17 protein-coding genes are annotated in these 15319 nt (G+C 69.3%); 1 reads left to right on the plus strand and 16 read right to left on the minus strand.

The window, feature by feature from the left end:
• Positions 1-123 precede the first annotated feature (123 nt).
• The 16 genes from pqqD to ACZ7P3_RS20125 form a co-directional block, all read right to left on the minus strand.
• Entirely contained in the window at positions 124-396 is a 273-nt protein-coding gene (pqqD, locus tag ACZ7P3_RS20050; protein ID WP_472083406.1) for a pyrroloquinoline quinone biosynthesis peptide chaperone PqqD, read from the minus strand.
• The gene (pqqC, locus tag ACZ7P3_RS20055) at positions 393-1187 is read right to left on the minus strand and encodes a pyrroloquinoline-quinone synthase PqqC (RefSeq protein ID WP_472083408.1); all 795 of its coding nucleotides are present in this window, start codon (positions 1185-1187) and stop codon (positions 393-395) included. The genes pqqD and pqqC overlap by 4 nt, the downstream gene beginning before the upstream one ends.
• Entirely contained in the window at positions 1184-2083 is a 900-nt protein-coding gene (gene pqqB, locus ACZ7P3_RS20060) for a pyrroloquinoline quinone biosynthesis protein PqqB (protein ID WP_472083409.1), read from the minus strand. The genes pqqC and pqqB overlap by 4 nt, the downstream gene beginning before the upstream one ends.
• Before the next feature lie 8 nt (positions 2084-2091).
• Positions 2092-2232: a pyrroloquinoline quinone precursor peptide PqqA gene (gene pqqA, locus ACZ7P3_RS20065; protein ID WP_472083411.1), complete on the minus strand. Its 141-nt coding sequence runs from the start codon at positions 2230-2232 to the stop codon at positions 2092-2094.
• Between the two features lie 137 nt (positions 2233-2369).
• Positions 2370-3512, minus strand: a complete 1143-nt coding sequence (locus ACZ7P3_RS20070; protein ID WP_472083413.1) for a PQQ-dependent sugar dehydrogenase — start codon at positions 3510-3512, stop codon at positions 2370-2372.
• 290 nt (positions 3513-3802) lie between these two features.
• Complete coding sequence (locus ACZ7P3_RS20075; protein WP_472083415.1) at positions 3803-4345, minus strand: hypothetical protein; 543 nt, start codon at positions 4343-4345, stop codon at positions 3803-3805.
• Positions 4342-6423 carry a hypothetical protein gene (locus tag ACZ7P3_RS20080; RefSeq protein WP_472083417.1) on the minus strand — a complete coding sequence of 694 codons (2082 nt, stop codon included), beginning with the start codon at positions 6421-6423 and terminating at the stop codon, positions 4342-4344. The genes ACZ7P3_RS20075 and ACZ7P3_RS20080 overlap by 4 nt, the downstream gene beginning before the upstream one ends.
• Positions 6424-6460: 37 nt before the next feature.
• Complete coding sequence (locus ACZ7P3_RS20085) at positions 6461-6820, minus strand: hypothetical protein (protein WP_472083419.1); 360 nt, start codon at positions 6818-6820, stop codon at positions 6461-6463.
• Between the two features lie 278 nt (positions 6821-7098).
• Positions 7099-7824: a serine/arginine repetitive matrix protein 2 gene (locus ACZ7P3_RS20090; RefSeq protein ID WP_472083420.1), complete on the minus strand. Its 726-nt coding sequence runs from the start codon at positions 7822-7824 to the stop codon at positions 7099-7101.
• Between the two features lie 192 nt (positions 7825-8016).
• On the minus strand, positions 8017-9210 hold the full coding sequence (gene tuf / locus ACZ7P3_RS20095) for an elongation factor Tu (RefSeq protein ID WP_472083422.1): 1194 nt from the start codon (positions 9208-9210) through the stop codon (positions 8017-8019).
• A 154-nt stretch (positions 9211-9364) separates the two neighbouring features.
• The gene (fusA, locus tag ACZ7P3_RS20100; protein WP_472083424.1) at positions 9365-11491 is read right to left on the minus strand and encodes an elongation factor G; all 2127 of its coding nucleotides are present in this window, start codon (positions 11489-11491) and stop codon (positions 9365-9367) included.
• Positions 11492-11530: 39 nt separating this feature from the next.
• A complete protein-coding gene (gene rpsG / locus ACZ7P3_RS20105) occupies positions 11531-12001 on the minus strand; it encodes a 30S ribosomal protein S7 (protein ID WP_003974303.1) in 471 nt (156 codons plus the stop codon).
• 2 nt (positions 12002-12003) lie between these two features.
• Positions 12004-12375, minus strand: a complete 372-nt coding sequence (gene rpsL, locus ACZ7P3_RS20110; protein WP_003948652.1) for a 30S ribosomal protein S12 — start codon at positions 12373-12375, stop codon at positions 12004-12006.
• A 436-nt stretch (positions 12376-12811) separates the two neighbouring features.
• On the minus strand, positions 12812-13090 hold the full coding sequence (locus ACZ7P3_RS20115; protein WP_472083426.1) for a hypothetical protein: 279 nt from the start codon (positions 13088-13090) through the stop codon (positions 12812-12814).
• 11 nt (positions 13091-13101) lie between these two features.
• A complete protein-coding gene (locus ACZ7P3_RS20120) occupies positions 13102-13800 on the minus strand; it encodes a hypothetical protein (RefSeq protein ID WP_472083428.1) in 699 nt (232 codons plus the stop codon).
• Positions 13793-14128 (minus strand): WhiB family transcriptional regulator, encoded by a 336-nt coding sequence (locus ACZ7P3_RS20125; RefSeq protein ID WP_472083430.1) that lies wholly within the window; start codon positions 14126-14128, stop codon positions 13793-13795. Before ACZ7P3_RS20125 ends, ACZ7P3_RS20120 begins: the two co-directional genes overlap by 8 nt.
• A gap of 225 nt (positions 14129-14353) precedes the next feature.
• On the opposite strand from ACZ7P3_RS20125, the gene ACZ7P3_RS20130 reads away from it, so the two are divergent.
• Complete coding sequence (locus ACZ7P3_RS20130) at positions 14354-14854, plus strand: helix-turn-helix domain-containing protein (protein WP_472083432.1); 501 nt, start codon at positions 14354-14356, stop codon at positions 14852-14854.
• The last annotated feature ends 465 nt before the right edge of the window (positions 14855-15319 follow it).

The raw sequence follows: 15319 nt of genomic DNA on the forward strand, positions 1-15319 counted from the left end.
CGGTAGCGGCAGCAGCGGCGACACCGGTATCGGCATCGGCAGCAGCGCGGGGCGTCGGGTCGGCGAGGACTGACGGGTCGGTGGAGGCTGTCGGCCCGGTGCGGGCTGTCGGCTCGGCGGGGGTCATCGGAGCCAGCCCTCCTTGCGGAGCCGTTCGAGGAAGAGGGGGACGTCGGTGGCCACCGGGGCGCCGGGGAAGCGTTCGGACAGTACGTCGACGATGCCGTCGACACTGCGGGTGCCGTCGCACAGGGCGAGGACGGCCTCGGCCCGGCCGGTCAGAACGACCACGCGTTCGGGCAGGACCAGCAGGTCCGCGTCGCGTACGGAGTCGTGCCGCCGCACGATGGCGGGGGCCGGAGCGGGCCGCCAGCCGACTCCGGTCGCCGCCCTCATGCCCGCTCCCCGCAACCCGCCCGGTCCACGGCGTCGGGGCCCGCCCGTTCGATGGCGTCAGTGCCCGGCCGGTCCACGGCGTCGGTGCCCGCACGGTCCACGGCGTCGAGGAGCGACCACAGGACGTCGCATTTGAAGCGCAGTGCGGCCACGGCCCGTTCCTGGTCGTCCCGGGTACGGGCCCAGCTCAGTACGAGGTCGAGCGCCTCTCCGCTGTCGCGCCGCCCCTGGGAGACACGGGCGCGGAAATAGGCGAGGCCGTCGGCCCGGATCCACGGGTAGTGGCGTTCGAAGGCGTCGATGCGGGTGCGCATCAGGTCCGGGGCGGACAGTTCGGTCAGCGACGCCGCGACGGCTTCGAGCCGCGGGCGCAGCCGGCAGAAGTTGACGTATCCCTCGACCGCCAGCCGTACCCCCGGCAGAACGGTGTCGGCGCTCACCAGCGTCTCCCGGTCCAGGCCGGCCGCCTCACCGAGCCGCAGCCACCGCTCGATGCCGCCCTCGCCCTCCTGCTGCCCGTCGTGGTCCTGGATGCGGCGCAGCCACATCCGGCGGAGCGCGGGGGTGCCCAGTTTGGCGGTGATCAGGGCGTCCTTGACGGGGATGTGGCGCTGGTAGTGGAAGCGGTTGGCGATCCAGCGGCGCAGCTCCTCCGGGCTGAGGTCGCCGCTGTGCATCCGGAGGTTGAAGGGGTGGCGGTCGTGGTACCGCTCCTCCCCCACCGCGCGAAGTCGTGCCTCCAGCTCCGCGGGGCTCCAGGGCTCCGCGAGCGGGGCGAGTGCCGTGGTCACAGCTCGATCACCATCCCGTCGTACGCCACCTCGATGCCCAGCCGTGCGAGCCGCTTGTGCTCGGGCGCCGCCGGGTCGACGAGGGGGTTGGTGTTGTTGAGGTGCGTGTACAGGCACCGGGCGGAGAGGGCGGCCAGGCGCTCGGCGGTGCCGCCCGGTCCCTCGATGGGCAGGTGGCCCATGCCGGTGGCGGTGCGCTCGGAGATGCCGGTGCGGCGGGGCTCCTCGTCGTCCCAGAAGGTGCCGTCCACGATGACGCAGTCGGCCTCGGCGGCCGCCTGCTGGAAGCGGTCCGGCCAGGCGGCCAGGGCGGGAGCGTAGAGCGCGGTCGCGCCGGTGGAGGGGTCGTACAGGCGCAGCGCCACGACCCACGCGTCGTCGTCCGGCGCGTCGGCGGCGTAGCGCGGGCGCTTGCCCGACACCGGGACGGCGCCGAGCCGCAGACCGGAGGTGTCGCCGTCCGGCGGGCCGGCGCCGCGCCGGGGCAGTTCGCGCCAGGTCACGGACGTGTACGGCGCCAGTACGTCGCCGAGGTGCAGGCGGTCCAGGAGCGCCCGGCGGACCGGGTCGGTCGCGATCACCTGGAGGCGGTCGGCTTCGCGTAGCCTGGCGATGCCCAGGGTGTGGTCGAGTTCGGCGTCGGTGAGGATCAGTCCGGCGACCGGGGTCTGCCGCGGGCCGGGACCCGGGTGGAGTTCGGGCCGGCCCTCGATCTGGTCGCCGATGTCCGGGGTCGCGTTGACGATGTACCAGCGGCCGTCGTCCGTCCGTACGGCCAGGGAGGCGTGACGGCGGCGCCGGCGCGGGTGGGCGCGTGCCCCGGAGCATCCGGAGCACGCGCAGTTCCACTGGGGGATGCCGCCGCCGGCGGCGGTGCCGAGTACCAGCAGCAGCATGGCACCGGCTAGCGGGAGCTGAGGGAGTAGGCGGTGACCTCGAGCGCGGTGTCGACGACCTCATAGCCGGGCGTCTGCCAGCCGGCGTTGTCCGTCTCCTTCGAGGGCATCTGCTCGACCGGCTTGAGCTGTTCCTTGGCCTCGCTCATGGGGGGTACGTCCTTTCTCCTGGGGGTGCTTACTGACGGGGGTCTCTCTTGCGGTGGGCGCTTCTTGCAGTGGGTGCCTGCAAAGGTGCTGCTTGCAGAGGTGCTGCTTGCAGAGGTGCTGCTTGCCGGGGCGGGGGCTACTTGACGGTCACGCGGAGGATCTTGTCCTTGCCGTATCCGAGGTCACTGGTGCCGAGCCACAGTTCGTTCGTGCCGGGGACCTTGGCCATGGCGCGCAGCCGGCCGTACTGGCCGGAGTAGAAGGCGGTCTTCGTCCCGACGCGCTCGTTGTTCCCGTCGATCGGGACACGCCACAGCCGCTGGCCGCGGAGCGAGGAGATGTACAGGACGTTGTTCACGACGGCGACCTGCGCGGGCACACCCTGCTCCGGGGCGAAGGTGGCCTTGGGGTTGGTCATGCCCTTGACGGTGCAGGAGCCCTCGCAGGTGGGCCAGCCGTAGTTGGCGCCCGGCTTGATCAGGTTGAGTTCGTCCCAGGTCTGGTTACCGATCTCCGCCGACCACAGCCGGCCGTTGCGGTCCCAGGTCAGACCCTGCGGATTGCGGTGGCCGTAGCTGTAGATGTGGCTGCCGAACGGGTTGCCGGGGGCCGGGGCGCCGGTCTTGGTGATCCGGAGGATCTTGCCGTTGAGCGAGTTCTTGTCCTGCGCGAGCTTCGACTGCAGGGCGTCTCCGGTCGCGACGTAGAGGTATCCGTCGGGGCCGAAGGCGATCTTGCCGCCGTTGTGGTCCCCTCCGCGCCTGATCCCGGTGAGCACCGGCGTGTAGTGGCTGAGCGAGTTGCCGTCGTAGTCCATCCTGACGACACGGGTCTCGGTCTGCGTGGTGTGCATGAAGAACACTTGCTTGTCCGTCTTGCCGTTCCAGGTCGGTGACGGCGCGACGCCCAGCAGCCCGCCGGCGCCCTCCTCATAGGGCTCCGGGACCGTGTACGGCACCTCGCCGACCCGCTTCTTGGCGCCGTTCCGGTCGAGTCGGTAGACCTGGTAGGAAAGCCGCTCGGTCACCAGCGCGGAGCGTCCGTCCGGCATGAAGGTGATGCCCCAGGGCGTCTGCCATCCCGTGGAGAGGGTGGTGACACCGGCCGGTGCACCGCCGTCGGCGGCGGTTCGGACGTCAGCCGTGGCAGCGGCGGTGGACGGCACCGCGGCCGCGGGTGCCGGCTGCGCCAGGCCGGTCGCCAGCAGCGCGGCGGCGGCGGCCAGCGCGGCTATGCCGGACCGGGATGGATGCCGCACGGAGCGGCCTGGATGTGTCATGTCGACACCCTTCGTCGTTGCTGAGTGAGCCGTCGTGGTGCGGCGTGTCCACACACCCGCGAAGAGCAGCGGATTCCTCGAGGACGCCACGCTCTGCAATGAAATCTTGACGATCAGCAACCGAACTGCCACTCGGATGAGCCACGGGGGTGAGGGGCGTGTCGAGGCGCGGGACGGGCGGGAGGTGAGCCCGGGTCAGAAACGGTCCGCGGAGCGGTGACCGGCGCTGCGGTGCGGCTTGCGGGTGGGGCGCCTGTCCCTCCGGAGGAACCGATGGCCGCCGCCACCGCTCACGCACAACCGAGAGTTCTGACGGTCGCCGGAAAGTAAGCACGCATGAACTTCGCGATGTCCTTGCGGTGGGTCTGGTCCGTCAGCTTGATCTGGGGGAGCTGGAGAGTGAGGGTGAAATAATCGCCGCCATCGGTTTTACAGGGGGTCTGAGAGATTGCACCATCGGTACCGACCAGCACCCTGTAGGGGGAGTCATCTACGTAACGGGGGCCACTGACACCCGAGATCGTCCCAGTATCTTTCGCCAAGTACATGAGGCTTGTCGCACTCTCATCCCATGAGAAACGGAATCGAATGGCAACATCACGCTGCACTAGAATCAGGCAAGGAGCAGTGATTGCCTCTGAACGATCAACTCGATCATACTCGTTCCATCCATTCGACGAAGTGATGAGGGGACGCACGAGATCGGGGTTGATACGCGTGCCGCAGATCGTTCTAGGAATCCCGGGGGCAGCGGAACAACCACAGGACACGCCCGCAACGGCGAGCAGCGACGCGATCACCCCGAGAATGCGCCTACGCACGTGCGAACTCATCGAGCTCCCGATACACCAGTAGCGTGGGCCATACCGTCCTGAGCGGCCCTGCCAATCTCCGTCTTGGTGTCGAAATCCAGCTTCCCAGCCGGTTCACGCGTCTTCCTCCACTCCGTCGCGAGCCCCATCAGCTGACCGTTCCTCGTGTCGTAAGCTTTAATATTTTCTTCGGACTGCTTCTCATCCAATCTCTTCTGCTCATCCTCCAACCACTTCTCGCTAACATAGTCGAATCCTTGCTGCACATCATCGCTTGCGATGGGGATATAACTAATCGCCTTGTCGAAGATCGGCTTCGCTTCGAACGTCGCAGATTTTGGGTCACCCTGGGCCTGAATACGAGCTTCCTCCAGAAATCCGACTGTGCGGCCCGCGCGGAGCAAAGGCTCTGCCGACTTGGAGTGATCGGAATGAATGTTGGCCACCATCGCTTGGTTGAGGCCTCCGTTCAGAGTGCCGTAGGCCTCTTGCCCCTTCGACACCTGTTTCACAACCTCGAAGAGCTGATCCTGTTTCAAGGGGGACTGTGAGATGTCGATCTCACTCATAGACGCATGAACCGTGGCGCCATGGTTGACCAGGATGCTGGCGACCGGCTGGCGCAACGACGGTGGGAACTCGTCGCCGCTCTCGGCCAGATAGCTCAGCGTCGACTTGAAGATTGCGTCGTTCTGTTTGGAATGTGCGACATAGTGCGCATGCCCGTCCGACGGATCGATCCCCGTCGTCGCCGCCTGCAACGCCTTGCCGAAGCCCGCGCGGTCGTCCCCGTCCAAGCCCGGTGTGTACGTGCTGGCCTTGGGGCCCTCGTGTTCATGGAGGGTGACGTTCCAGTCCCGCTCCTTCATGAGGTATTTCATGCGGGCATCGGAGCCGAGATAGTCCGCGGCGGCACGCGGGTCCCGGCTCATGATGCCCAGCGCGCCGTCCACGGGATCGTTGGCGAACCAGCCCCCGTGCTCGCCGCTGTACTGCGTCTTGAGCCGCCAGATCCCGGGCTCCCTCCTCTCCGCCGCGATCATGTCGTCGGTGAGGTCCCCGAGCATCCGCGGAGCATATCCGTGGCCCTTGCTCATCAGCGTGACCAGCGACTGGTAGCCGACCGCCTTGTCCAGCTGGGCCCCCTGCGCCTCGGTGGCGTGGCGCGCGACGCCGGCTTTGCGCATATCGGCGCGCCAGCGCTTGTACCAGGGCGATCCCGTGTCCCTGGTCGCCGTCGCGAGCGTGTCCGCCAGGCCCGTCTCGATCGCCGAGTAGTCGCCGGCGCGACCGCCGCCCCGCACATGGATCAGGTCGTTCAGCTCGTTCGTCAGGCCGATCGTGCCCGTCGCGCCCAGATCGTCCAGCAGGGTGCGGGAGAACGCCTCGTCGCCGGAGTCGTCGCGGAACACCCGCTCCAGTTCCGCCAGCTCGCGCCGCGACAGGTGGCCGCCACGGCGCAGTTTCTCCAGCGCGTCCTCGGCTTCCAGCGCCTCGTACTTCTCGACGTCCCCCATCGCCCCGGCGTTGAAGCCCCGGCCCGCGACGAGCGGACCGGAGTCCACGACCGCCGCCGTCAGCGCGACGTGCACGCCGGTGTCCGCGTCCGTCACGTCCCGTACCGCTGTGTCGATCCGGTCCTGCCAGGACCGTACGGCCGACGCCGCGCGGGCGCGGGCCCGGGAATCGCGCGCCCCGTCGTGCACCCCATCGCGTCCCCCGTCGTGCTCCCCCTCGCCGGCCCGCTCCTCGGCCCGCTCGGGGTCCACGCTCACCAGCCCCCGTTCCGACACCCGCATGCCGGCCGCCACCGCCTCCCGCCGTGCCGCCGTCAGCCGGCCCTTCAACTCCGTGAACTGCGCGTGTGCGTCCCGCAGCAGCGAGGCGATCGCCTTCGCCTCCGTCTGCGCGTACTGGAACTCCTTGAGCGTGATGTCGAAGCGTCCGTGGGCGGCCTCCGCGCTCATGCCCGCCCAGGCCGGCCCCGTCGTGATGCCGTGGACGTCACGGCGGTACGCATGCTCCTGCTTCGCGAACTCGCCCGCCATCCCGTCCCAGCGATCGGCCGCGGCGGTCAGTGCGGAGAGGTCGGCGCTCATGATCTCGTGGTACGTGGGCATTCCCGGCCGCCGCCCGTCAGTACCGGTCCAGCGCCGACAGCGGCCGCAGCCGCGAACCGACAGCCAGGTCCGTGCCGGTCAGCACGGTGTTCGTGGCGCCCAGCGCGTCCTTCTCGGCGCCCAGCCGGTCCATCAGGTTCTTCACCTGGTCGCCCCAGGTCTCGTGGGCCTTCCGCAGCGCCGCCGAGGTCTGCCAGCCGTCCCCGTCCCGCGCGCCGAACGCCTTCACCGCGGCCCCGGTCTCGTCGTCCGCCCACGCCCCGGACCTACGGGTGTCCGGCTCGACGTGATCCCCCACGGCCCTCGCCGCCGCCCGCTTCTGTGCGGGCGAGGACGCCAGCCCCCTCGCCGCCGGGCCACCGAACAGACCGCCCACCGTCCCACCCCTCGCCATAGCCCAGCCCTGCAGCTGCCGCCGTCGGATCCACCGTCCAGAACTTCAACCGGTGCACGCCGATCTTCGTCACGGTGTGTTCGGCGGTAGCCGCGTTGACGTCGTGCGTCGCACGTCGTAGGCCATCCCTTGCAGGCCTTGCCTCGTCAGGCCTTGCCTCGTCAGGCCTTGCCTCATAGGCCGTATCTCGTACGCCGTACGCGCTTCACAGACGACCGAACCCCTGCTCATCGAGCAGGGGTTCGGTCTGGCGCAACGTATTACGGCCGCGGGCCGGGCTGGGGCCCCGGGGCGGGGCCGGAGGGCGGTGGACCGGCGGGCGGTGGGCCCCACTGCGGCGTCGGACCCCACTGCGGTGGCGGGCCCCACTGCGGCGCGGGAGCCGACGCGGCGACGAGCCGCCGGCGGTGGCGGCTGCGGCGGACGGCGGTGACGACGACGATGGACGCGGCCACGACGAACGCGGCGAGGAAGCAGACGACGCCCGCGGCGATGCTGCCGATCGTGGTGCCCACCCGGGGCCTGTCGCCCAGCGCGAACTCGGCCGGCCGCTCCGAGGCGCAGGTGAGCGTGTAGTCGCCGCTCCTGCTGGGCTTCACCTCGAAGATGCGCTCCCAGGTGCGGGACCCGGAGGTGATGCGGAAGGTGCTGTCCGGATGGGTGATCGACCCGGATCCCATCCCGGGGATCCGGCAGTCGACCCGGCCCTCCCCGGACTGGGAGACGTAGATCGCCTTGGTCTTCCCCTGGACGAAGGTGAACGTCCGCGCGTCACCGCTGGAGAAGCTGTGGGCGGAGTCGACCGAGTCCAGCGTGTCCTTCACCGTCACCGCGATGAAGGCGACACCGGTGCCGGCCAGGACGAGCCCCAGCACTGCGGCTACCAGGTACCAGATGCGCCGGGGCCGCAGGTCCTTCGCCGGGATGTTCGGCGGCGGAGGCGGCGGGCCGCCGTACGGTGCTCCCCAGGGGGTCTGTATGGCCACGATGCCGCATCGTACGGCAACCGCGTGCAGCGGGGTCGGTGTGGGCCGTGACGGTGACCGCGGGCCGGGCGGGCGGTGGCGCGGGCGCCCGGCCGTCACCGGACGGCAACGCGAAGGGGCCCGTACGACCGAAGTCGTACGGGCCCCTCCGACAGCTACCAGGTCGAAGACCCGGGCCGGATCAGCTCAAGATCACTTGTTGATCTTGGTGACCTGGCCGGCGCCCACGGTCCGGCCACCCTCACGGATGGCGAACTTCAGGCCCTCTTCCATGGCGACGGGCTGGATGAGCTCCACCTTCATCTCGGTGTTGTCACCCGGCATGACCATCTCGGTGCCCTCGGGGAGGGTCACGACGCCGGTCACGTCCGTCGTACGGAAGTAGAACTGCGGACGGTAGTTGTTGAAGAACGGCGTGTGGCGGCCACCCTCGTCCTTGGAGAGGATGTAGGCCTGCGCCTCGAACTCGGTGTGCGGGGTGACCGAGCCCGGCTTGATGATGACCTGGCCGCGCTCGACGTCCTCGCGCTTGATGCCGCGGAGCAGCAGACCGACGTTCTCACCGGCCTGGCCCTCGTCGAGCAGCTTGCGGAACATCTCGATGCCGGTGACCGTGGTGGTGGTCTTCTCGTTCTTGATACCGACGATGTCGACGGTCTCGTTGACCTTGAGGACACCACGCTCGATACGGCCGGTGACGACCGTACCGCGACCGGTGATCGTGAAGACGTCCTCGATCGGCATCAGGAACGGCTTGTCGACGTCACGCTCGGGCTGCGGGATGTTCTCGTCGACGGCCTTCATCAGCTCGAGGACGGTCTGGGTCCACTCGGGGTCGCCCTCCAGCGCCTTCAGCGCGGAGACCTTGACGACCGGCAGGTCGTCGCCCGGGAACTCGTACTCGGAGAGGAGCTCACGAACCTCGAGCTCGACGAGCTCCAGGATCTCCTCGTCGTCCACCATGTCGGCCTTGTTCAGGGCGACGACGATGTACGGAACGCCGACCTGGCGGGCCAGGAGCACGTGCTCCTTGGTCTGCGGCATCGGGCCGTCGGTGGCGGCGACCACGAGGATCGCGCCGTCCATCTGCGCGGCACCGGTGATCATGTTCTTGATGTAGTCCGCGTGACCCGGGCAGTCGACGTGGGCGTAGTGACGCGCCTCGGTCTGGTACTCGACGTGCGCGATGGAGATGGTGATACCGCGCTGGCGCTCCTCGGGAGCCTTGTCGATGTTGTCGAACGCGGTGGCCTCGTTCAGGTCCGGGTACGCGTCGTGCAGCACCTTGGTAATGGCGGCCGTGAGGGTCGTCTTACCGTGGTCGATGTGACCGATGGTGCCGATGTTGACGTGGGGCTTAGTCCGCTCGAACTTCGCCTTCGCCACGGGGTCCTCCTGTGGAGTGGTTCTGAACGCCTTGCTTCATCGGCGCCAGGTGATCTTTGCTGGAAAGCCCGGATTCGGGGGCAAACATCCGTGTGTGCGGCTGTTTGCCCCGCGAGGCTCCGGAGTCAAGCCTAAAGCGTGGGAACGCGGTGCGTTACTCGCCCTTGGCCTTCGCGATGATCTCCTCGGCGACGTTCCGCGGAACCTCGGCGTAGGAGTCGAACTGCATCGAGTAGCTTGCGCGACCCGACGTCTTGCTGCGGAGGTCGCCGACGTAGCCGAACATCTCCGACAGGGGCACGAGGCCCTTGACGACACGGGCACCAGCCCGCTCCTCCATGGCCTGGATCTGACCACGGCGGGAGTTGATGTCGCCGATGACCTCACCCATGTAGTCCTCGGGCGTGGTGACCTCGACGGCCATCATCGGCTCGAGCAGCACGGGGCTGGCCTTGCGCGCGGCCTCCTTGAAGGCCTGCGAACCGGCGATCTTGAAGGCGAGCTCGGAGGAGTCGACCTCGTGGTAGCCACCGTCGATGAGGATGACGCGGACGCCGGTCATCTCGTAGCCGGCCAGGATGCCGAACTGCATGGCCTCCTGCGCACCGGCGTCGACCGAAGGGATGTACTCCTTCGGGATGCGGCCACCGGTCACCTTGTTCACGAACTCGTACGAGGCGTCGCCGCCCTCGATGGGCTCGATCGCGATCTGCACCTTGGCGAACTGACCGGTACCACCGGTCTGCTTCTTGTGGGTGTAGTCCACGCGCTCGACGGCCTTGCGGATCGTCTCGCGGTAAGCGACCTGCGGCTTGCCGACGTTGGCCTCGACCTTGAACTCACGGCGCATACGGTCGACCAGCACCTCGAGGTGCAGCTCGCCCATACCGCCGATGATGGTCTGGCCGGTCTCCTCGTCCGAGTGGACCTGGAAGGAGGGGTCCTCCTCGGCCAGGCGCTGGATCGCGACGCCGAGCTTCTCCTGGTCGCCCTTCGACTTGGGCTCGATGGCGACCTGGATGACCGGCGCCGGGAAGTCCATGGACTCCAGGATGACCGGGTTCTTGTCGTCGGCCAGCGTCTCACCGGTGGTGGTCTGCTTCAGGCCCATGACGGCGACGATGTCGCCGGCGCCCACCGACTCGATCTCCTCACGCTTGTTGGCGTGCATGCGGTAGATCTTGCCGATGCGCTCCTTCTTGCCCTTGACGGAGTTCAGCACCGAAGAGCCGGACTCCAGGCGGCCCGAGTAAACCCGGACGAAGGTGAGCTTGCCGAGGTGCGGGTCGCTCATGATCTTGAACGCCAGCGCGGACAGCGGCTCGTCGTCGGACGGCTTGCGCTTGACGACGACCTCGGGGTCCTTGACGTCGTGGCCCTCGATGGCCTCGATGTCGACCGGGGACGGCAGGTAGCGCACGACCGCGTCGAGCAGGGGCTGGACGCCCTTGTTCTTGAACGCGGTACCGCAGAACACCGGGGTCACGGTGGTGCCGGTGCCCTTGCCGGACGCGATGGTGATACGACGGATCGCGGCGTACAGCTGCTCCACGGAGGGCTCGGTGCCCTCCAGGTACAGCTCCATGATCTCTTCGTCGTTCTCGGCCACGGCCTCGAGCAGCTTGCCGCGGTACTCCTCGGCAGCCTCGGTGTGCGTGTCCGGGATGTCGACGGTGTCGTACATCTCGCCCTTGGTGGCCTCGGCGGACCAGACCAGGGCCTTCATCGTCACGAGGTCGACGACGCCCTTGAAGTCGGCCTCGGCACCGATCGGCAGCTGCATCACGATCGGCTGAGCGCCGAGGCGGTCAGAGATCATGTCGACGCAGCGGTGGAACTCGGCACCGGTCCGGTCGAGCTTGTTGACGAAGCAGATACGCGGAACGCCGTAGCGGTCCGCCTGACGCCACACCGTCTCGGACTGGGGCTCAACGCCGGCGACGCCGTCGAACACCGTCACGGCACCGTCGAGCACGCGCAGGGAGCGCTCCACCTCGACGGTGAAGTCGACGTGCCCCGGGGTGTCGATGATGTTGATGGTGTGGTCGACGTCTTCCAGCGGCCAGTGGCAGGTGGTGGCAGCAGAGGTGATCGTGATGCCACGCTCCTGCTCCTGCTCCATCCAGTCCATGGTGGCAGCGCCGTCGTGGACCTCACCGATCTTGTACGACACACCGGTGTAGAACAGGATCCGCTCGGTGGTGGTCGTCTTGCCCGCGTCGATGTGGGCCATGATCCCAATGTTGCGGACCTTGGCCAGGTCAAGTGAAGTGGTAGCCATAAGGCTTCAGTCTTCTCTCGGTCTCGATGTGGGTAGCGACTACCAGCGGTAGTGCGCGAAGGCCTTGTTGGACTCGGCCATCTTGTGCGTGTCCTCGCGCTTCTTGACGGCCGCGCCGAGGCCGTTCGAAGCGTCGAGAAGCTCGTTGAGCAGACGCTCGGTCATGGTCTTCTCGCGACGGGCGCGGGAGTAACCGACCAGCCAGCGCAGCGCGAGCGTGTTGGCGCGACCGGGCTTGACCTCGATCGGAACCTGGTACGTCGCACCACCGACACGGCGGGACTTGACCTCGAGGGTCGGCTTGATGTTCTCCAGCGCGCGCTTCAGCGTGATGACCGGGTCGTTGCCCGTCTTCTCACGCAGACCCTCCATGGCGCCGTAGACGATGCGCTCGGCGGTGGAGCGCTTGCCGTTCAGCAGCACCTTGTTGATCAGGGAGGTCACCAGAGGGGAACCGTAGACCGGGTCGATGATGACCGGGCGCTTCGGGGCGGGGCCCTTACGAGGCATTTCTACTTCTCCTTCTTGGCGCCGTAGCGGCTGCGGGCCTGCTTGCGGTTCTTGACACCCTGGGTGTCGAGCGAACCACGGATGATCTTGTAGCGAACACCCGGCAGGTCCTTCACACGGCCGCCGCGCACGAGCACGATGGAGTGCTCCTGCAGGTTGTGTCCCTCACCCGGAATGTAAGCGGTGACCTCGATCCCGCTGGTCAGACGCACACGCGCGACCTTACGCAGGGCCGAGTTCGGCTTCTTCGGGGTGGTCGTGAACACACGCGTGCAGACGCCACGACGCTGAGGGGAACCCTCGAGTGCGGGCGTCTTGTTCTTCTCGACCTTGTCCTGCCGGCCCTTACGGACCAGCTGCTGGATCGTAGGCACTACTTCTCCGGTTTCTGTGTGCCGATAGGTACAGCTAACCTGGAACGTCACCGACCCACGCGGTCGGGTGTGTCGAATCCGGCGGACCCTTGCCGCTGAGCGAAAAGGGCGCAGATTACGGTGGCCGGTGACGGCTCGCTGTGCGGTTCGAAGGCACGCACAAGAGCCAGGGCACACCCCAGGCACAAGGTCTGAGCGTACCTACCGCACAGACTCCGGTCAAAACAAAAGCGACGCGGCCGGGAACCGGCGGCATGCGGCCAGTCCGACCTGGGGTTTCGCCGGGATCTCCGCCCAGTATCACAAGGGGCGGCGAGACGCGAATCGGGAGACGGATTCACACCCTGGCGCCGCCCCCTGGGTCAGTGCGGTTCTGCGGGTACGCCCGCGGTGCGGTCTCCGCGCCGAAGAAGCGGTGGGACACGCGGCGGGGAGTTCAGGGGGACGCGGGCCCCTGGGGCGAGCGGGGCTCATCGGCCGCCCGGGCCCTGCGGGCCGTGCCGCGGGCCGCCCGCTCGGCCGCGAAGACGTCCTCCAGCCGGAAGAGCTGGGCCCGGCCCGCCTTTCCGGCGGCCTCGAGGTGGCCCAGCTGGACCCACTTGCGGATGGTGGCCGGCGCGACTCCGGCCTCGTGCGCCGCGAGTGGGCCGGGGATCAGGGTGGGCAGGCCGGGGCCCGCGTTCGTCCGGCCTCCGCGCGCCGGGCGTCCGTTCATCGCGCATCCGCTCATCGGGTGCTCTCCCGCCGGGTCGCCGTACGCTCCCACTCGCCGTCGTCCCAGGTGTGGCGGTAGGCCGGGTCGTCGTGGCAGCCGCACAGGGCGTCCGCGCAGCGGCACCCGGGGTTGATGCAGAGCACCGCGCCGCGGTCGGGGAAGGCGCGCAGCGAGACCGAGTCGCACCAGGGGCAGCGGCCGGGCACTCGTACGACGGTCTCGGTGTCACCGAGCGCGCGGGCGCAGCGGCGGGCCATGCGCCGCGTCTCGTCCCGGACGTGGGCGGCCAGGACCGGGTCGGCGCCCACGGCGTCGAGCAGAGCGGCGATCCGGCGCAGCCGCTCGGGCACCGGGGCGCGGCGGGCGCGCGGCAGACCGAGCCGGTCGCGGACGGCCTCCTCCAGTTCGACCACGCCGTCGGTGATGTCGCGGATGGTGTCGGAGATGTGCAGGCGCAGGGGTGCCGCGCTGTGTCCGGGGGCGACCAGTCCGTGCCGCTGCTGGAGGAGCAGGGCTTCCTCGCGTTCCTCGCGGAGCCGCCGGCCGAGGTCGGCGGGAGGCGGGGGCGGCGGGGCGGGGCTGTTGCCCGGGGCGGTGCGGCCCGGGGCGAGCTCGACGGACAGCTCGGGGAACTGCTGGAGGAGCGTGCCGATCCAGAGGGCGGCGTGGGTGGCGGGGCGGTCGTCGGCGGTCGGGCGTTCGTCAAGCAACGTGGCCTCCGTCGCGGGCGGCGCGCTTCTTGCCGTTCACCGGGAGGGGAACCGGGCGGCCGGAGCGCCAGAGGCGGCCGCCGCAGACGCCGTCGAACCAGCTCTCCGCCGGGGCGACCGCCTCCTCGCAGTGGCGTCGGACCGTGCAGCCGGCGCAGGCACGCAGCGCGGGAGCGGCCTCCTTGGCCTTCTTGGAGAAGACGACCCGGGGCGGCAGCCCGGCACAGGCCGCGGCGGACTGCCAGCCCGGAGGTTCGAGCGGGTCGAAGCGGCGAGGCGCCCGGAGGGCCTGCGGGGGTGGCGGTGGGCACGAGCCGGAGACGGACATGGGGGCCTCCTGATGGGGCGGGTGGGGCACGAGCGCCGCCCACCCTTACAGATTGCGCGCGCGCTCGCAACGAACTTTCACCCTGCGCGAAGCCGCAATCGCACCATCTACACCTGTTTTCCCGCGCCAGTCACACCCGTTTTTCACAGTGCTTGCACGAAAGCACGTAATACCGCGCGCGCAAGCAAGATAAACTCGTGGCCTCCGAAGGGAAGCGAGCACAACATGACCAGCCAGGATCTGGACGCGTTCGCCGCGTGGGTCGAAGACCTGATGCGCGACCGCGGATACGACATCGACAGCCCGCGGGGGGGCGGGAAGTCGCGGATCGCGGACGAGGCCGGGGTGCACCGGGCCGCCGTCACACGCCTGCTGCAGCGGCAGAGCATGCCGGACCTCGAGACCACGCGCCGGCTGGCCCGGGTGCTGGGTGTCCCGGTGCGCGAGATGCTCATCCGCTCCGGCCGGCTGACCGCCGAGGAACTGGCCGACCCCCATGACTACCTGGCCGCCCCCGCCCCCAGCGCCGAGTTCGGCCGCCGGCCCACGCTGGAGGAGGTGGCCGAGCTGCTGGGCGTGCCCGCCGACCGGCGCGAGATGTTCGTGCGGGTCGTGGAGCAGTTCCTGCCGAACGAGGCGGAGGCCGTACCGCAGGCCCCGCAGGCCCCGCAGGAGCCGCGGATCCCGGTCGAGGCGACCGCCGGCGCAGCGCGCGCCGGCGACTGACCTTCCCGGCGACCACCCGCGCCGCCGGTCCGGTCCCCCCGGCGCGCACCCGACCGATCACCTCCCCCGCGACCGATCCCCCGCGGCCGCCGACACCCACAGCACCCGTGAGCCAACGGGTGCATCGGCATGTCCAGGCCCCTGGCCACCCCGCCCCCACCGGCCCCGGAACCCTGATCACCCCGCCCCCACCGGTCCCAGGACCCCTGATCACCCCGCCCCCATCGGCCCCCCATCGGCCCCAGGGCACCCGAGACCCCGGCGCTCAGAAGCGCCCGCCCCCACCTGTTCACACCGCCGAAGAGAATCCCTTCTCCGATTTAGTTGCGTGCGCGCACGCTCGTCTGTCACAGTTGGTGCAGCGGCGGAGCTGTGCCCGCAGGCCGGAGACGGCTCCCCGCACCCGCCGGGCCGAGGCGCCGCGCCTCCCCCGCCGCCCCCGCGCGGCGCCCGCCCGGCGGCTCA

The organism is Streptomyces sp. NPDC107581 (assembly GCF_055657175.1).